The organism is Streptomyces sp. CT34, from assembly GCF_000805335.1.
Taxonomy (GTDB): domain Bacteria; phylum Actinomycetota; class Actinomycetes; order Streptomycetales; family Streptomycetaceae; genus Streptomyces.
On the sequence record NZ_KN708638.1, the window covers coordinates 4181186 to 4196953 of the forward strand.

General features: G+C 70.9%; 17 protein-coding genes and 2 tRNA genes. 5 read left to right on the forward strand and 14 right to left on the reverse strand.

Going from position 1 to position 15768, the window contains the following annotated elements; translation table 11 throughout:
- The first annotated feature begins 84 nt into the window (after nucleotides 1–84).
- On the forward strand, nucleotides 85–2085 hold the full coding sequence (gene pknB / locus RZ84_RS18275; RefSeq protein WP_043265197.1) for a Stk1 family PASTA domain-containing Ser/Thr kinase: 2001 nt from the start codon (nucleotides 85–87) through the stop codon (nucleotides 2083–2085).
- Between the two features lie 90 nt (nucleotides 2086–2175).
- On the opposite strand, the gene RZ84_RS18280 is transcribed toward pknB, so the two are convergent.
- The 6 genes from RZ84_RS18280 to RZ84_RS18305 form a co-directional block, all read right to left on the reverse strand.
- Nucleotides 2176–2925, reverse strand: coding sequence for a class E sortase (locus RZ84_RS18280; RefSeq protein WP_043265198.1), 750 nt, complete (start codon nucleotides 2923–2925; stop codon nucleotides 2176–2178).
- A 26-nt stretch (nucleotides 2926–2951) separates the two neighbouring features.
- Nucleotides 2952–4499 (reverse strand): class E sortase, encoded by a 1548-nt coding sequence (locus RZ84_RS18285; RefSeq protein ID WP_043265199.1) that lies wholly within the window; start codon nucleotides 4497–4499, stop codon nucleotides 2952–2954.
- Entirely contained in the window at nucleotides 4496–5152 is a 657-nt protein-coding gene (locus tag RZ84_RS18290) for an aminodeoxychorismate/anthranilate synthase component II (RefSeq protein WP_043265200.1), read from the reverse strand. The genes RZ84_RS18285 and RZ84_RS18290 overlap by 4 nt, the downstream gene beginning before the upstream one ends.
- On the reverse strand, nucleotides 5149–5325 hold the full coding sequence (locus RZ84_RS39820) for a hypothetical protein (RefSeq protein ID WP_043265201.1): 177 nt from the start codon (nucleotides 5323–5325) through the stop codon (nucleotides 5149–5151). Before RZ84_RS39820 ends, RZ84_RS18290 begins: the two co-directional genes overlap by 4 nt.
- Nucleotides 5326–5406: 81 nt before the next feature.
- On the reverse strand, nucleotides 5407–6099 hold the full coding sequence (locus tag RZ84_RS18300) for a class E sortase (RefSeq protein WP_043265202.1): 693 nt from the start codon (nucleotides 6097–6099) through the stop codon (nucleotides 5407–5409).
- 36 nt (nucleotides 6100–6135) lie between these two features.
- The gene (locus RZ84_RS18305) at nucleotides 6136–6909 is read right to left on the reverse strand and encodes a DUF881 domain-containing protein (RefSeq protein WP_043265203.1); all 774 of its coding nucleotides are present in this window, start codon (nucleotides 6907–6909) and stop codon (nucleotides 6136–6138) included.
- 176 nt (nucleotides 6910–7085) lie between these two features.
- Here RZ84_RS18305 and crgA point away from each other — a divergent pair, with 176 nt between their 5' ends.
- Nucleotides 7086–7340, forward strand: coding sequence for a cell division protein CrgA (gene crgA, locus RZ84_RS18310; RefSeq protein ID WP_043265204.1), 255 nt, complete (start codon nucleotides 7086–7088; stop codon nucleotides 7338–7340).
- Between the two features lie 243 nt (nucleotides 7341–7583).
- On the opposite strand, the gene RZ84_RS18315 is transcribed toward crgA, so the two are convergent.
- Together RZ84_RS18315 and RZ84_RS18320 are read right to left on the reverse strand one after the other, a co-directional pair.
- Complete coding sequence (locus RZ84_RS18315; protein ID WP_043265205.1) at nucleotides 7584–8492, reverse strand: rhomboid family intramembrane serine protease; 909 nt, start codon at nucleotides 8490–8492, stop codon at nucleotides 7584–7586.
- 112 nt (nucleotides 8493–8604) lie between these two features.
- A complete protein-coding gene (locus tag RZ84_RS18320) occupies nucleotides 8605–9132 on the reverse strand; it encodes a peptidylprolyl isomerase (protein ID WP_043265206.1) in 528 nt (175 codons plus the stop codon).
- Nucleotides 9133–9425: 293 nt separating this feature from the next.
- Here RZ84_RS18320 and RZ84_RS18325 point away from each other — a divergent pair, with 293 nt between their 5' ends.
- The gene (locus RZ84_RS18325; RefSeq protein WP_043265207.1) at nucleotides 9426–10145 is read left to right on the forward strand and encodes a DUF5324 family protein; all 720 of its coding nucleotides are present in this window, start codon (nucleotides 9426–9428) and stop codon (nucleotides 10143–10145) included.
- Between the two features lie 428 nt (nucleotides 10146–10573).
- Here the strand turns inward: RZ84_RS18325 and RZ84_RS18330 are convergent.
- Nucleotides 10574–10646 (reverse strand) — tRNA-Ala (locus RZ84_RS18330).
- A 129-nt stretch (nucleotides 10647–10775) separates the two neighbouring features.
- On the opposite strand from RZ84_RS18330, the gene RZ84_RS18335 reads away from it, so the two are divergent.
- Both RZ84_RS18335 and RZ84_RS18340 read left to right on the forward strand, forming a co-directional pair.
- The gene (locus RZ84_RS18335) at nucleotides 10776–11324 is read left to right on the forward strand and encodes a helix-turn-helix domain-containing protein (protein WP_043265208.1); all 549 of its coding nucleotides are present in this window, start codon (nucleotides 10776–10778) and stop codon (nucleotides 11322–11324) included.
- Nucleotides 11325–11391: 67 nt separating this feature from the next.
- Entirely contained in the window at nucleotides 11392–12804 is a 1413-nt protein-coding gene (locus RZ84_RS18340) for a serine/threonine-protein kinase (protein WP_043265209.1), read from the forward strand.
- Nucleotides 12805–12820: 16 nt separating this feature from the next.
- Here the strand turns inward: RZ84_RS18340 and RZ84_RS39055 are convergent, their stop codons facing one another.
- The 5 genes from RZ84_RS39055 to RZ84_RS18355 form a co-directional block, all read right to left on the reverse strand.
- Nucleotides 12821–12988 (reverse strand): hypothetical protein, encoded by a 168-nt coding sequence (locus RZ84_RS39055; protein ID WP_157878855.1) that lies wholly within the window; start codon nucleotides 12986–12988, stop codon nucleotides 12821–12823.
- On the reverse strand, nucleotides 12982–14394 hold the full coding sequence (locus tag RZ84_RS18345) for a hypothetical protein (RefSeq protein WP_198540008.1): 1413 nt from the start codon (nucleotides 14392–14394) through the stop codon (nucleotides 12982–12984). Before RZ84_RS18345 ends, RZ84_RS39055 begins: the two co-directional genes overlap by 7 nt.
- Nucleotides 14395–14578: 184 nt before the next feature.
- Nucleotides 14579–14713, reverse strand: coding sequence for a DLW-39 family protein (locus tag RZ84_RS41360; RefSeq protein WP_003958712.1), 135 nt, complete (start codon nucleotides 14711–14713; stop codon nucleotides 14579–14581).
- A 230-nt stretch (nucleotides 14714–14943) separates the two neighbouring features.
- Nucleotides 14944–15017, reverse strand: a tRNA-Ile gene (locus tag RZ84_RS18350).
- An 87-nt stretch (nucleotides 15018–15104) separates the two neighbouring features.
- Nucleotides 15105–15704 carry a DUF3566 domain-containing protein gene (locus RZ84_RS18355; RefSeq protein WP_241777754.1) on the reverse strand — a complete coding sequence of 200 codons (600 nt, stop codon included), beginning with the start codon at nucleotides 15702–15704 and terminating at the stop codon, nucleotides 15105–15107.
- Nucleotides 15705–15768 lie beyond the last annotated feature (64 nt).

Below are 15768 nucleotides of genomic sequence, written 5' to 3' on the forward strand. Positions count from 1 at the left end.
TGCCGGGTACGGTATGCCCGGACAGCACACCGCCGGACCACACACCGGTGCGGTCGGGACTGACGGAGAGGGCTGGAGAAGCTTATGGAAGAGCCGCGTCGCCTCGGCGGCCGGTACGAGCTGGGCTCGGTGCTCGGCCGTGGTGGCATGGCCGAGGTCTATCTCGCGCATGACACCCGCCTCGGCCGCACCGTAGCGGTGAAGACACTGCGGGTGGACCTCGCCCGTGACCCGTCCTTCCAGGCCCGGTTCCGCCGTGAGGCCCAGTCGGCCGCCTCGCTGAACCACCCGTCGATCGTCGCGGTCTACGACACCGGCGAGGACTATGTCGACGGGGTCTCGATCCCGTACATCGTCATGGAGTACGTCGACGGGTCGACGCTGCGTGAGCTGCTGCACTCCGGGCGGAAGCTGCTGCCCGAGCGGTCGCTGGAGATGACGATCGGTGTCCTCCAGGCGCTGGAGTACTCGCACCGGGCCGGCATCGTGCACCGCGACATCAAGCCGGCCAACGTCATGCTGACCCGCACCGGCCAGGTCAAGGTCATGGACTTCGGTATCGCCCGTGCCATGGGCGACGCCGGGATGACCATGACGCAGACCGCGGCGGTGATCGGCACCGCGCAGTACCTCTCGCCGGAGCAGGCCAAGGGCGAGCAGGTCGACGCCCGCTCTGACCTGTACTCCACCGGCTGCCTGCTCTACGAGCTGCTGACCGTGCGCCCGCCGTTCGTCGGTGACTCGCCGGTCGCGGTGGCGTACCAGCACGTCCGGGAGGAGCCGCAGAAGCCCAGCAACTTCGACCCCGAGATCTCGCCCGAGATGGACGCCATCGTCCTCAAGGCGCTGGTCAAGGACCCGGACTACCGCTACCAGTCGGCCGACGAGATGCGCGCCGACATCGAGGCGGCGCTGGACGGCCAGCCGGTCGCGGCGACCGCGGCACTGGGCGCGGTCGGCTACGACCAGGACCAGCCGACGACGATGCTGCGCCCGCAGGACCCGGGCAGCGGCCCGAAGACGTCGATGATGCCGCCGATAAGCGACGACGACGGGGGCTACGGCTACGACGAGCGCGGCGACCGGCGCCGGGGCGGCGGGAAGAAGAAGAGCAACGTCTCGACGATCCTGCTGGTCCTGGCGGCCATCCTCGTCCTGGTCGGTGCGATCTTCATCGGCAAGGCGATGTTCAACAACGGCAACAAGGGCTCCAAGGTCCCGGTGCCGAACCTCGTCGGCAAGACACTGAAGGAGGCCCAGGCATTCGGTGAGAACGGCTCCTTCAAGGTCGTCCAGGGCGGCAGCAAGGCCTGCGACAACGCCAAGAAGGGCCAGGTCACCGAGCAGGACCCGGCGGCCGACTCGAACATCGACAAGAACGGCACGGTCACCGTCACGATGTGCTCGGGCGCGGTGAAGGTCGCCATCCCGGATGTGACGGGCTACACCTTCGACAAGGCCGAGAAGATGCTGGCCGCCAAGGGCTTCACCAACGTCAAGCAGGAGCAGAAGGTCTCCGACGCCAAGCCGGGCACCGTCACGGAACAGAGCCCCGACCCCCAGACCGAGGCGGCCAAGGACACCCAGATCACGCTGACCATCGCGCAGCCGAGCCCGAAGGTGACCGTCCCGGACGTCACGAACCAGGACTACAACACGGCGTCGAAGCAGCTGACCGACCTGGGCTTCCAGGTCAGCCGGACCGACAAGGAAGTCTCCGACCCCTCGCAGGTCAACAAGGTCATCTCGGAGAGCCCGAGCGGCAACAGCCAGGCGGCGCCGAACTCCACGGTCACGCTGACGGTCGGCAAGGCGGCGGCGCAGACGCCGGTGCCGAACGTGATGCGCCAGAAGGTGAAGGACGCGAAGAAGGCGCTTCAGCAGGCCGGCTTCAACAACATCCAGTTCGCCGGCGGCAGTTCGCAGGACGACAAGGCCATCGTCATGATGCAGGACCCGGCGGGCGGGACCCCCGGGGACCCCGCGTCGACCACCGTGACGCTGACCACCGTCGGCGGCGGCCAGGGCGACAACGGCAACGGCGGAGGGCTCTTCGGCGGGGCCTTCGGAGGCAAGAACAACTAGCGGCCCGCCCCGCGTCGTACGACGGAGCCCCGGCAGCCCGTGGAGGGCGTCCGGGGCTCCGTCGTGTGCGGGCGGTGCCTGGTGTGCGGGCTAGCGGAGTTCCTTGGGGGGCGTGCGGTCCGCGTCGACCTTCTCGGTGCGCTCCAGTTCGCCCCAGACGATGTAGCGGTAGTCGGAGGTGTAGACGGGGGTGCAGGTCGTGAGGGTGATGTAGCGGCCCGCGGCGTGCTTGCCGGACTCCGCAGGGACCTTGTCGAGGACGTTCACGTTGTACTTCGAGGTCTGCGGCAGCGTCGCGAAGACCTTGTAGACGTACCAGGTGTCCTTGGTCTCGAAGACGATCGGATCGCCGTCCTTGAGCTTGTCGATGTTGTGGAACTTGGCGCCATGGCCGTCGCGGTGCGCGGCGAGGGCGAAGTTGCCCTTGGTGTCCTGCGGCAGTGCCGACTTGACCGGCTTGGTGTAGTAGCCGGCGACGCCTTCGTTGAGGACGTCGGTGTCGGTGCCCTTCTTGACCAGCACCTCGCCGTTGTTCATCGCCGGTACGTGCAGGAAGCCGATGCCGTCCTTGGTGTCCAGCTCCCCCGGTCCCTTGGGGCCGGCGGGCGGCGCCGCCGCCCAGTGCCTGCGGACCTGGTCGCTCTGCTTGTGCGACTCGCGGTCGGCGAGAACGTTGGTCCACCACAGCGAGTAGGCGACGAACAGCCCCAGGATCACGCCGGCCGTGATCAGCAGCTCACCGATGACGCTGACGACGGAGGCGAAGACCGTCCACCTCCGGCGCGGGCTCGGTGACCGCGCGGACCGGTCGCTGTCCTCGTCGATTCCGCTCGCAGTCACCGCGTCGCACCCTTCGTTTGTTCCGCTCAGCCGGCGAGCGCTTCCGGTTTGCCCTTGCTCCGCGGTCGCTCGTCGACCATCTTGCCCCAGACGATCAACCGAAAGGTACTGGTGAATTCCGGGGTGCAGGTGGTCAGGGTGATATAGCGACCCGGACCGGTGAATCCCGAACCCGGCGGTACGGGACTGATCACACTGGTGTTGCTGGGCGACGTCTGCGGGAGGACGCTCTCCATCTCGTACGTGTAGTACGCGCTCTGCGTCTCCACGACGATTTTGTCGCCCTTGGTGAGCCGGTTGATGTACCGGAACGGCTCACCGTGGGTGTTGCGATGGGCCGCGACCGCGAAGTTACCCTTCGGGTCCCACGGCATCGCCGTCTTGGTCCCGCTGCTGGCGTCGTAGTGGCCGACCATGCCGTGGTCCAGCACCGTGGTCTTGTCGATGCCCTCGGCGATCGGGGCCTTCACATCGAGCTTCGGGATGTACATGATTCCGAAGCGTTCACCGACCGCGAGATTCTTCTTCTCGCCGCCGCCCTTGTCCCACTGCTGCTGGAGGGTGTTGGCGGCGCCGCCCGCCTCCTCACCGGCCCGCACGTTCGTCCACCACAGCTGGTACGTGACGAACAGCAGCATCAGCACGCCGAGGGTGATGAACACCTCGCCCAGTGCGCGGCTGGCGATCAGGCTGGGGCTTTCCTTGGCGGCGCGCTGGGCACGGCGGGCCTCGACCCGGGTCATGGGGGCCTTGGGCGACGCGGTGGCGGCAGTGGTGGCCGCGGCTGCTCCGGCTCCGTGGCGGCCGTGGCGGCCACCCCGCCGGGCGGCCTGCTGAGCTGCCTTGCGGCGGGCCGCGCGGCCTCCCGGCGCCGGGGCGGACCCGGTTTCACGTGAAACGACGGTAGCGGTGCCGGTTTCACGTGAAACGGCGTCCCGGTCGCCTTCCGCCTGGCGCAGGGCCATGGTCTCCTCGTCCGGCTGCGGTCCGGGAACGCCGGGTTCGGCGGGTTTCGGGACCAGCGGCGGGATCGTGGGGAGCGGCGCCGTCAGGGCCTCGGCGACCGTGAACGGCGGAGGTATCGGCTCGGTCCGCGCGGCGTAACTGCCGCCGCCCAGGCCGCCGTTGACCTGCCCGTAGTCGTCGCGCTCGGGGCCGTAGGACTTCGGACGACGCGGGGCGGGCGGGGTGGGCCGGGGAGGTGGGGTGACATCGGACGTGGGTTTCCGGTGCCGAGCGGCCGGCCGCGGCAGGGGCTGGGGCGGCGGCCGGTTCTGAGCCGGCGGCCGGTTCTGGGAGGGCGGCTCGTGGTGCGGCCGGAACCAGGGGGAGCCCGGCCCCTGCTCGTCGGTCCGGGCCGCCCGCCCCTCCCGTTCGTACGGGACCGGCGGCGGCGCCGGGCGGCCCGGCAGGGGGTCGTTCAGCGGGTCGCTGAGCTGCCGTACCGCCGCCTCGAACGCGTCGGAGTGCCCGTCGGGGTCTCCCGGCCCGTACGGATCCTGCGCCGTGTCCCGCCGCTCCGGCTCGTACGGGTCGTAGGATCTGCCGTCACGCTCGGGGCGCAGGGCGGTCACGCGCCGGCCTTGCCGACCACCGGCGCCAGCCCCGCCGAACGCCCCACCGCTCCCTCGTCGCCGCACTCCACCAGCCAGTTGGCGAGCATCTTGTGTCCCCACTCCGTCAGCACCGACTCGGGATGGAACTGCACGCCCTCCACCGGGAGTTCGCGGTGCCGCAGGCCCATGATGATCCGGCCGCCGGGGGCGTCCTCGGCCTCCGTCCAGGCGGTGACCGCCAGCGCGTCGGGGACGGTGTCCGGCTCGACGGCCAGGGAGTGGTAGCGGGTGGCGGTGAACGGCGACGGCAGTCCGGCGAAGACGCCGGCGCCCTCGTGCAGGACGGGCGAGGTCTTGCCGTGCAGCAGCTCGGGCGCCCGGTCCACCACACCGCCGTAGGCGACGGCCATCGACTGCAGGCCCAGGCACACGCCGAACACCGGGACGCCGGTGTCCGCGCAGTGCCGGACCATGTCGACGCAGACCCCGGCCTGTTCGGGCGTGCCCGGCCCGGGGGAGAGCAGGACGCCGTCGAAGCCGTCCTGGGCGTGGCGCGGGGCGACCTCGTCGTTGCGCAGCACCTCGCATTCGGCGCCGAGCTGGTAGAGGTACTGGACGAGGTTGAAGACGAAGCTGTCGTAGTTGTCGACGACGAGAATGCGTGCGGTCATCGGGTGGCTGCCATCCCTTGGTCGACAGTGACGTCATTGAAGGGGAGCAGCGGCTCCGCCCACGGAAAGACCCACTGGAAGAGCACGAAGACGACCGCCAGCACGAGCACCAGGGAAATCAGCGCCTTCACCCACGTGTTGCCCGGCAGATGCCGCCAGATCCAGCCGTACATGCTGTCGCTGTCCCCTTGCCGATGCCGTTGACGATGTCGATTGCGACACCAGAGTAAGGGGAGAGGCTGTCGGCGGGTGGGTCAGCGGGGCAAAGCCGACGGCCTTCCCTGCTCGACGGGTTGGGTGGAATCCAGGTGGGCCCAGGCGATCAGCCGGTGGCTGTGGCCCCACTCCGGCTCGCAGGTTGTCAGGGTCAGATAGCGTCCGGGCCCCCGGTAGCCGGACTTCTGCGGTACGGGGTCGATGACGCCGATGTCGTCGGGCAGCGTCGTGTAGGGCCGGTTGTCGATGCGGTAGGTGAACCAGGTCGTGCCGTCGGTGAGGACGACGGCGTCTCCGGGGCGGAGTTCGGGGAAGTCCTTGAAGGGGTCGCCGTAGGTGCGACGGTGGCCGGCGACGGCGAAGTTGCCGGTCTCGCCGAGCCGGGCGGTGCGGTCGTAGTGGCCGAGGCCGCGCTGGAGGACGTCGGTGCCGGTGCCCTGGAGGACGGGCTTGGCCCAGTCCGACCCGAGCCGCGGGATGTACATGACGGCGAAGGACCTGCCGGGGTCGTAGGGGCGGGGCCGGGCGGTGGGCGGGGCCGTGGGCCTGCCGGCGGGGGCGGTGACCGGGCCCGCCGACCACTGGTCCTGGAGTCTGCCGATCTCGCCGTCCATCGCGCTGTCGGCGCGTACGCCGGTCCAGAAGAGGAGGTAGACGACGAAGAGGACGATCAGCGTGCCGACGGTGACACAGACTTCGCTGACCGTCCGTACGATCCACCGCACCGTCATCCGGACCGCCCCTCCCCGCCGCCCCGCGGGTGCGGGCTACGGCTTCACAGGCTGTGCGTAGTGGAGATCCACTGTGCCGGAGTAGCCGGGAAGAGTCACCGCCTCGTGCTGGTCGACTTTCCAGCCGAGGCCGTAGGCGTTGACGTACTGGAGGTAGTTCTGGATGGCGGGGGACGCGGTCAGCGCCCGGTTGAGCGCATCGCGGTCGCCGACGGCGGTGATCTTGTACGGCGGGGAGTAGACGCGGCCCTGGAGGATCAGGGTGTTGCCGACGCAGCGGACCGCGCTGGTGGAGATCAGCCGCTGGTCCATGACCTTGATGCCCTTGGCGCCGCCGTGCCACAGGGCGTTCACCACGGCCTGGAGGTCCTGTTGGTGGATGACCAGGTCGTTGGGCTGCGGCTCGGGGATGCCCGGGATCTTGGCGGTGGCGTTCGGCGGGGCGTCCATGAGCGTGACCGTCAGGCCCGGACCGGTCAGCGGATCCAGGCCGGCGCTCTTCTCCAGCCCCTTGAGCCTGGTCTGCTCGGTCGTGGAGGCACTGCTGGTCTCGCGCCGGGCCAGCGCGTCGACCTGCGCGCGCAGGGCGGCGTTGCGGCCGTCCTGGGCCCCGTTCTTGTGGCTGCGTTCCTGGATGAGGTCGGAGAGCCGCAGCATCGAGTCGTCGGAGCGGAGATTGGTGCCGTGGGCGGTGTCGAAGCTGAGCCAGAACAGCAGCCCGGCGAGTGCGAAGACGACGAGGGTGAGGAGCCGGACGGGTCGCAGCCGCGGGCGGGGCGGACGCCCGGGGGAGTCAGCGGAATTGCTCAACGTACCCTTACTCCTTACGACGCCGCGGAAGCACTACGCTAACGGACGCCCGGGAAGGAAATCCGTTCCCACCGTGTCCGTACCCTGGCTCCCGTTCCGTACCGCCCCCGCACGGATGGGGCACCGCCGCTCGCCGTGGAGAGCGGGGGAGCAGCACATCGACAGGAGAGTTCCTCGTGCCGAAGTCACGGATCCGCAAGAAGGACGACTTCACGCCGCCGCCGGCGAAGACCACCGCCCTGAAGATGAACTCAGGCCGCGGCTGGGTCGCACCGCTGATGCTGGCGATGTTCCTGATCGGCCTGGCGTGGATCGTGCTGTTCTATGTGTCCGAGGGCGATCTGCCGATCAAGGCGATGGGCAACTGGAACATCGTCTGCGGTTTCGGCTTCATCGCGGTGGGCTTCGGCATCTCCACGCAGTGGAAGTAGCGCAAGCCCTGCCCAAGGCCATCCACACAGTTATCCACAGCCGGGGAAAACTTCAGAAGATCTGTGGATAACCTTCGGGAGGTTGACGCCGGTGTGACCGGCGGTAGCCGCTCGCGGACCGCGTCTCCCCCTGTCCTTCCTGGGGAAACGCAGATCGGCGGGTCGGGAAGGATCTTCCGCACAGCATGCACAAGATCCGCCACGCACTGTGGACAACGCGGTGCGGTGGTGTGGGTACGGCCCTCAGCCCACCAGCTGAAGGGTCCGTACCCACACCACCGCGACGATCGCGAGCAGCGCCAGCACACAGGTCCCGGCCTGCACCAGCGTCCGGCGGTCGCGCGGCGCGTGCACCATCCCGAACGCCACCGCGGCGCCCACGACCAGCCCGCCGACATGTGCCTGCCAGGCGATGTTCGGCCACAGGAACGTGAAGGCCAGGTTGAGGCCGAGCAGGATCAGCACCGGCTTCATGTCGTAGCGCAGCCGGCGCATCAGCACCGCCGTCGCGCCCAGCAGCCCGAAGATCGCGCCGGACGCGCCCAGCGAGGGCTGGTTCTGCGCGGCGAGGAGATACGTCACGGCGCTGCCGCCGAGCCCGGCGAGCAGATAGAGCGCGCTGAAGCGGAGCCTGCCGAGGGCCGCCTCCAGGGGCGGACCCAGCCACCACAGCGAGAGCATGTTGAAGGCGATGTGCGGGATCTGCTGGTGCAGGAAGATCGCGGTCAGCAGGCGGTACCACTCGCCGTGGGCGACGCCGACGAGTTGGTAGTGGCTCGGGTCGACGGCGAGTCCGAGCATGTCCAGCCGGTCGACCAGGCCGCTGCCGGCCGCCAGGACCGCGACGAACACGGCGGCGTTGATGCCCAGGAGGATCTTGGTGATCAGCCGCGGGTCGGCGGTGACCGCGCTGCCCGCTATCGTGCGCGGCGCACTGGCACCCGGCGCCTGGCCGGTGCCGCCGCCGTTGCGTACGCAGTCCGGGCACTGGAAGCCGACCGAGGCGCTGACCATGCACTCCGGGCAGATCGGCCGGTCACAGCGGGTGCAGCGGATGCCGGTCATCCGGTCCGGATGGCGGTAGCAGCCGGACAGGCCCGCGCGGCCCTGCGCGTCCTGCGGCTCCTGTGGGCTGCCTGGCACCTGGTCCATCGTCCCTCGTCCTCTTTCTCGCCTGAGCGCGTGAACACACCCGCCCCGCCCGGTGTACGACCGGGCGGGGCGTAATGGTTCCCCCGGACCTCGCCGGGGCACAAGACGCGCCTCAGCGGGTCTCGATGACCACCGACTCGATGACGACGTCGTTCACCGGACGGTCGGTGCGCGGGTTGGTCTGGGTGTTGGCGATCGCGTCCACGACCTTCTTGCTGGCGTCGTTGGTGACCTCGCCGAAGATGGTGTGCTTGCCGGTCAGCCACGCGGTCGGCGCGACGGTGATGAAGAACTGCGAGCCGTTGGTGCCCGGACCGGCGTTGGCCATGGCCAGCAGGTACGGCTTGTTGAACGCCAGGTCGGGGTGGAACTCGTCGGCGAACTCGTAACCGGGGCCGCCGGTGCCGTTGCCCAGCGGGTCACCGCCCTGGAGCATGAAGCCGCTGATGACCCGGTGGAAGACGGTGCCGTCGTAGAGCCGGTCGGTGGACTTCTTGCCGGTCGCCGGGTGGGTCCACTCCCGCTCGCCGTTGGCGAGCTCGACGAAGTTCTTGACCGTCTTGGGGGCATGGTTCGGCAGGAGCCGAATCTCGATGTCGCCCTGGTTCGTCTTCAGGGTGGCGTAGAGCTGCTCAGCCACGATCTACCTTCCATAGTCTTCACTGACGGTCCCTGATCCTCGCACGAAGCGCCCGCCGCGCGCCCGGCCGCCACCTCATGACGGTGTTCGTACGCATTTCTCGCGCATGATGCGACGCAGCGTGGCATTGTCGTCACAAGGCTCCGGAAGGTCCCCAATGACCCGGATGCCCGCTCACACATGCCGGAGGACGCCCGAGCGGGCATGCTCGTCAATCGGGTGGACAGGCGACACAGCAGAGGCGGGGGAGCAGCCCCCGCACCCCGGACACACCACCGAGGAGGAGGATCCCCGTGACCCGCAAGGACAGCGTGCGCGCCGCGACCGGCACCGCCAAGGACAGCGTGCGGCACGCAGCGGAGGTGGTGGCTCCATATGCCGGTACGGCCAGGGACGCCGCTGTCCACTACGCCCACGAGACCCGCACGCGAGTGGCCCCCAAGGTGGCCGAGGCGGCACACCAGGCCCGTTCCCAGTACGACGCCCATCTGTACCCGCGTATCGAGCACGCCCGCGGCGCGCTGCCGCCCAAGGTGGACGCGGTGGCGACCCGGGCCGCCTGCCGCACCCGCAAGGCCGCCCGCCAGGCCGCCGACTACGCCGCCCCGCGGCTGGAGAACGCCGTGGACAGCGCCCGCGCGGCGGCCGAGCCGGTGCGCGAGGAGGCGCTCGCCCGCGGCACCGCGGCGCTCGCCGCACTCCGCGGCCAGGTGACCGCCGCGGAGATCGAGAAGCTCCATAAGAAGCAGCACCGCCGGGCCGCCTGCGGCAAGGCGGCCAAGCGGCTGGCGCTGCTGGGGATCGTGGTGGCCGGCGCGGTCGCCGCCTGGAAGTGGTGGGACAAGCAGGCCAACCCGGACTGGCTGGTCGAGCCGCCGGCCCCCACCGAGGTCGGCGAGCGCGGCCATCTGAGCGCCGTCGACGGCAGCGAGGGCGCCCCGCTCGACCCCGATGTCCAGGCCAAGCAGGCCGAGGCCGACGACGGCGAACGGGGCGGCGACACCACCGCCTGATCCGCACCACCACGGGCCGCGCTCCTCATGGGGGCGCGGCCCGTGGCGTACGGCAGCTCAGGACGTCTCGGCCCGGCGCCCGGCCGCCGGCAGCGGGTCGGCGCGCCGGGCTGGTCCCGCCTCGCTCGCGCTGCTGATCGCCCTCGACCCGGACCCTGCCCGGCGCACCCGCGCCATCGGGGCCCGGACCGCACCGAGCGGCCTCGGCGCCGCCGCCGGGCCCGTACCGGGCGGCGGGATGATCGAACTCGGCGGCCGGCGGCCGGTGTTCCTCGTCACCCCGCCGCTCGCGCTCGCCGTCCTGCCGCTCGCCCGCCGGCACCCGGTGCCGGCCGCCCGGTCCGCCGGCACCGCCCCGGACCGCGGCACAGGCCGCACAAAAAAGCCCCCTCCGACCGCGTACCCGCAGGTCGGAGGGGGCTGTTCGGTGGAGCCTAGGGGAGTCGAACCCCTGACATCTGCCATGCAAAGACAGCGCTCTACCAACTGAGCTAAGGCCCCTTCGCGCAACAGGGTACCCGGTGTCGGAGTCCTTTCCCGACCGGGTATCGCCGCGCACCGTAGCTCTCCGTAGGATGCTTCGCGAGATTCGCGGCAGCGAAGCGCGATCGGGGAGACAGGGGAGACGGCATGGACGCAGCACAGCAGGAAGCCACCGCGCGGGCCCGGGAGCTCCAGCGCAGTTGGTACGGGGAACCTCTGGGCGCGCTGTTCCGCCGGCTGATCGACGACCTCGGGCTCAACCAGGCCCGGCTGGCCTCGGTGCTCGGACTGTCCGCGCCGATGCTGTCCCAGCTGATGAGCGGGCAGCGCGCCAAGATAGGCAACCCGGCCGTGGTACAGCGGGTCCAGGCGCTCCAGGAACTGGCCGGGCAGGTCGCGGACGGCAGCGTCAGCGCCGCCGAGGCCACCGACCGGATGGAGGAGATCAAGAAGACGGCGGGCGGCTCGGTGCTGAACAACACCGCGCAGACCACGTCCTCGACGGGAGCCACCACCGTGCGCCGGGTGGTGCGGGAGATCCAGTCGCTGCTGCGGTCGGTCTCCGACGCCGGGGACATCATCGAGGCGGCGACCACGCTCGCCCCCACGCACCCCGAACTGGCAGAGTTCCTCAGGGTCTACGGTGCCGGCCGCACCGCGGACGCGGTCGCCCATTACGAGGCGCACCAGAGTTAGCCGGGGAGCGTTGGCCAGCCGGGAGTCGGTCGCAGGGGATTCGTGGTCCAGGAGCGGACGGGGCGCAATGGGTGAGATCTTCGCCGGTCGGTACGAGCTCGTGGATCCGATCGGACGGGGCGGAGTGGGCGCGGTCTGGCGCGCCTGGGACCACCGGCGGCGCCGCTACGTGGCGGCGAAAGTGCTCCAGCAGAGTGATGCGCACACGCTGTTGCGCTTCGTCCGCGAACAGGCGCTGCGGATCGATCACCCGCATGTGCTGGCCCCGGCGAGCTGGGCCGCGGACGACGACAAGGTGCTGTTCACCATGGATCTGGTGCACGGCGGCTCGTTGGCCCATCTGTCCGGCGACTACGGCCCGTTGCCGCCGCGGATGGTCTGCATGCTGATGGACCAGCTGCTGGCCGGACTGACCGCCGTACACGCCGAGGGCGTGGTGCACCGGGACATCAAACCGGCGAACCTCCTGCTGGAGGCCACCGGCACCGGCCGCCCCCACCTGCGGCTGTCCGACTTCGGCATCGCGATGCGCAAGGGTGAGCCGCGGCTCACCGAGACCAACTACGTGGTGGGCACGCCCGGTTACTTCGCGCCGGAGCAAATGCTGGGCGCCGAACCGGACTTCCCCGCCGACCTGTTCGCCGCCGGACTGGTCGCGCTCTCCCTGCTCACCGGCGTCAAGCCGGACGCGGAGGCGCTGATCCGGCACTTCGCGGACCACGGCGGAATACCGAACGCCCCCGAAGGGGTACCGGAACCGCTGTGGCAGGTGCTGGCCTCACTGGTCCACCCGGACCCGGACGCCCGCTTCAAGACCGCGACGGGGGCCCGGAAGGCGCTGCTGGCGGCGGCCGAGCTGCTGCCCGAGGCGACGATCGAGGACGAGGTCGTCGAGGTCTTCGACCACATCGGGCCGCTGCCCGCCGGATTCGGCCCGGACGGGCCGCTGCGCACCGCCGGCGGCGCGGGCACGACCGGCGGCACGGCAGCGGCTGCCGCCGGGGACGCCGGGCCCCCCGGAGACTCCGGGACCGCAGAGCCGGCCACGCCCGGGCCCGGCTCCCTGTCGGACACCGGGAGTTTCCAGCTCGCACCGCCGGAGCCGCAGATCCCGCCGCCGCCGAGCACCCCGCCGAACCCGGCGCCGATGCCGCCGGGACCGCCGCCGGCCCGGAACATCCCGGCCCCGCCGAGCACCCCGCCGCGGACCCCCGCCCCGATCCCCCGCTACGAGCCGACCACCGCCGGCCCCCCGGAGGCCGCAGCGACCCGTCCGTACACCAACGGCCAGCCCCCGCTCACCGGCCGGCCGCCGGGCGCCGCCCAGGCCCCGGCGACGCCTCCCCCGGGCTCCCCCGCGGCGCCGCAGCCCGCCGTCGCGGACCGCAGACCCGGGCCGCCCCCGAAGGTCGCGGTTCCGGTGCTCATCGTGGCCCTGCTGTGCATCGCGGTCGGCGTCTGGGCCCTGCTCGGCGCCTGACGCGGGGCCTGCGGGCTCAGCGGGCCGGGGCGGCGCCGCCCGTGGCCGCCGTGCCGTCGGGCGCCCTCGCACAGCCCGGTACGCCGCCGGCCGCGGCCACGCCCACCGTGCCCGGTGCGAGCACCGGTACGGCCGGCGCCACCGGGACCACCAAGCCCCGGGCCGCCGCCCGGCGGTTCACCACGAGCCGCTCTTCCGCGGATCCCCCGCCGCACCGGTCGGCCGCGGCTTGCGGCGGGCCCAGACGTACGACGTCCCGAGGCCCACCAGCAGCAGGACGCCCACCACGCCGACGGAGACCCCGGCCACCCGGATCGCGGGCCATCTGCCGGTGCCCGCCGCGGACCCCGAACCACCGCCCGTGACACCGCTGTTGAGCGGCGTCGCGGCGGCCTCCGGCCCGGCCTTCTCCTTGCCCAGGACGGCCACCCGCAGCACCACACCGATCTGCGGACTCTCGCTGATCTGGGCGGCCCTGGCGCCCAGCGTGACCGCGATGTAGAAGTCGCCCTTGGCGTGGACGGGGATGACGTCGGGATGGGTCTCGTAGCGGTTGGCCCAGGAGACCGGCACGGTCCCCATCTTCAGCGACGCCACCCGCCCGTTGTAGGGCACCTGCGGGATGAACTGGCCGGTGCCGTTGCCGACCGGCGCCCGGTACGGCGTGTAGACCTGGGTGCTGCCGAAGGACGTCCGGGTGACAGAGCCTTTGGCCTTGGGCTCGTTGGCGAACTCCACGTCGTAGCGCAGCTGCTGGCCCCAGCCGACCGGCACCTTGTACCAGAGCGTCTGGGCCGGAAGGATCCGGTCCCGCCAGACGCCCTGGTGCAGCAGGCTGGCGTCGTTGAAGCCGGTGCCGCCGGAGACCCCCTTGGGAGCGGTGGTGGGCAGCGTGGCGTCCTTGCCGCCGGCGCCGTAGTCCGGCTGGGACGGGGCGGGAGTGACGCCCTTGGGCAGCGGAGGTTCCACGTGAAACGTCAGCTCCAGCGGCCAGCGGGCGGCGCTCGCCGCCTTGGCCGCCGTGCGCTGGACGACCAGCCAGTACCGGCCCGCCTTGTCGCAGCTGTTGGTGCCGTGCTGCGACGGGATCCGGCTGACGGCCGAGGTCAGCGGTGCGGCTCCGTCCCGCTGCCCGGACATCGCGGTCGTGGATGCGCAGGAACTGTCCGTGCCGTACACGACCTTGGTGTGCAGCGCGTCCGGGGCGTCGGCCGCCGCGCCGGCCTGGGGGACCGCCGTCGCCGAGAAGTCCGCCGCCGACGCCGCGTCCAGGTCGGTGGCGTAGTACCGCTCTTCGTTGGGGCCGATGCTGTCCTGATACTGCCCCGGCGCGATGACCGGCGCACTCTGCCGGTCGGCCGTGCCCCGGACCGGTTTACCACTCAACTGGTAGCCGGGTGGGGAGAGTTGACCGGACCGCTGCACCTGGCGGGAGAGCGCCCCGGCATCCGGGGCGTCGTGCGTCATGCCGGTGTCCTCGGCGGCCGGCGCCGCGGGCGGTGCCGCCGCGGCCGGGAGGACCGCCGAGGTGAGGGCCAGCAACAGCCCCCCGAGCGCCGCCACCGCCCCGCGGGATGGTCGTCGTGCCATGTCGTCGTCCCCCTCGCGTCCCGCCGATCACATCACAGCCACCGCCATCCCGGACATCGACTTTGCCATTGCAATGCAATGATGTGCGATAGCAAACCGACCGGCCTGTCCGCTCCCGGACGTACGAAACCCCGGCCGCTCATCGGCAACCGGGGTCTCCGCAAACTGTGCTGTGCGTGTGGTCTCACACACCCGAACCTGCGGGCACGGAGTCGGTCGCCTCCGTCCACAGATCCTGCTCGGCGCGATCCGCCTGGATCTGGCGGTACACGAGGAGCCCGCCGATGGCGGCCAGTGCGACCAGGAGAAGCTTCTTCACCGCGCGACCTCGTCTTTCGTTGACGTAGGGGACCCTATGTCGGCCGATGATACACACCGGCCGATACCGATCGGTTATCTAGCCCGCACTCGGCAACACCCCGTTCCCGGGCGCCGAAGGGCCTCAACTTCCGCCCCTGTACAACGAATCGCCCGTGCCCCCGGTTCCCGTCTCCCCGGCAAAAAGCATCGGCCCGGCGGGAGTTTTCTCCGGCCGGGCCGATGCTGCGGTGCGGCTACCAGGACTTGAACCTGGGGCCTCTTCCTTATCAGGGAAGCGCTCTAACCGTCTGAGCTATAGCCGCTCGTTCGCTGCACCGAAAGATTAGCGCACTTCAGAGGCGTTCCCAAAATCGGTTCCCGGGGCCCCGGGAACGCCCGCGCGCGAGGGCTCACTCGTCCTCCGCGAGGGTCAGCTCCACACCGCCGACGAAGCCGGCCGACAGGTTGTAGATGAACGAGCCGAGCGTGGCCAGCGCGGTCGCCAGGACCACGTCGATCACCGCGATGACGGAGGTGAACAGCAGCACCCGCGGCAGCGAGAGGAACGACTGGAGGTCGAAGCCGCCGCCGTCCGCCGATCCGGTCGCCTCGCTGATCGTCCTGCCGACGGTGGAGAAGACGCCCATCGCGTTCATCACCATCCACAGCACCGTCACCGCCACGACCGTGCAGATGCCCAGCGCGATGGACAGCAGAAAGCTCACCTTCATCACCGACCACGGGTCGGTACGCGCCACCCGGAGCCGGGCCTTGCGCGTCCTCGGGGCCGTGCCGGCACCCGTACGCGGCTTCCGCACCGCCTGCCCGGCGCCGTCCTGCCCGCCGGCCGTGCGGTACGCCTGGGGCGGCTGGTAGGGCTCCTGTGGGCCGCCCTGCGGCTTCACCTGGCCGCCGGTCCGGGCCTGCGGCTGGGGTTGTGGTTGGGGCTGTCGGGTATCGGCCATGGTTCCCCCCTCGTGGGCACCGTCGTCCCGGGTGCCTTCGGACATGGAAGAGCCACGGGCGCCGTCTTCCGTCACGGTTGCGGGTCCCGACGGGGAGTCCTCGCCGACT

What these genes read in the sequence shown, in the direction of transcription:
- RZ84_RS18300 (WP_043265202.1), bottom strand. Translation starts at nt 6,099, where the DNA reads ATGACGGTGCGGTGGATCGTACGGACGGTCAGCGAAGTCTGTGTCACC.
- RZ84_RS18355 (WP_241777754.1), bottom strand. Translation starts at nt 15,704, where the DNA reads ATGTCCGAAGGCACCCGGGACGACGGTGCCCACGAGGGGGGAACCATG.
- RZ84_RS18340 (WP_043265209.1), top strand. Translation starts at nt 11,392, where the DNA reads ATGGGTGAGATCTTCGCCGGTCGGTACGAGCTCGTGGATCCGATCGGA.
- RZ84_RS18290 (WP_043265200.1), bottom strand. Translation starts at nt 5,152, where the DNA reads ATGACCGCACGCATTCTCGTCGTCGACAACTACGACAGCTTCGTCTTC.
- RZ84_RS39820 (WP_043265201.1), bottom strand. Translation starts at nt 5,325, where the DNA reads ATGTACGGCTGGATCTGGCGGCATCTGCCGGGCAACACGTGGGTGAAG.
- RZ84_RS18335 (WP_043265208.1), top strand. Translation starts at nt 10,776, where the DNA reads ATGGACGCAGCACAGCAGGAAGCCACCGCGCGGGCCCGGGAGCTCCAG.
- pknB (WP_043265197.1), top strand. Translation starts at nt 85, where the DNA reads ATGGAAGAGCCGCGTCGCCTCGGCGGCCGGTACGAGCTGGGCTCGGTG.
- RZ84_RS18315 (WP_043265205.1), bottom strand. Translation starts at nt 8,492, where the DNA reads ATGGACCAGGTGCCAGGCAGCCCACAGGAGCCGCAGGACGCGCAGGGC.
- RZ84_RS18345 (WP_198540008.1), bottom strand. Translation starts at nt 14,394, where the DNA reads ATGGCACGACGACCATCCCGCGGGGCGGTGGCGGCGCTCGGGGGGCTG.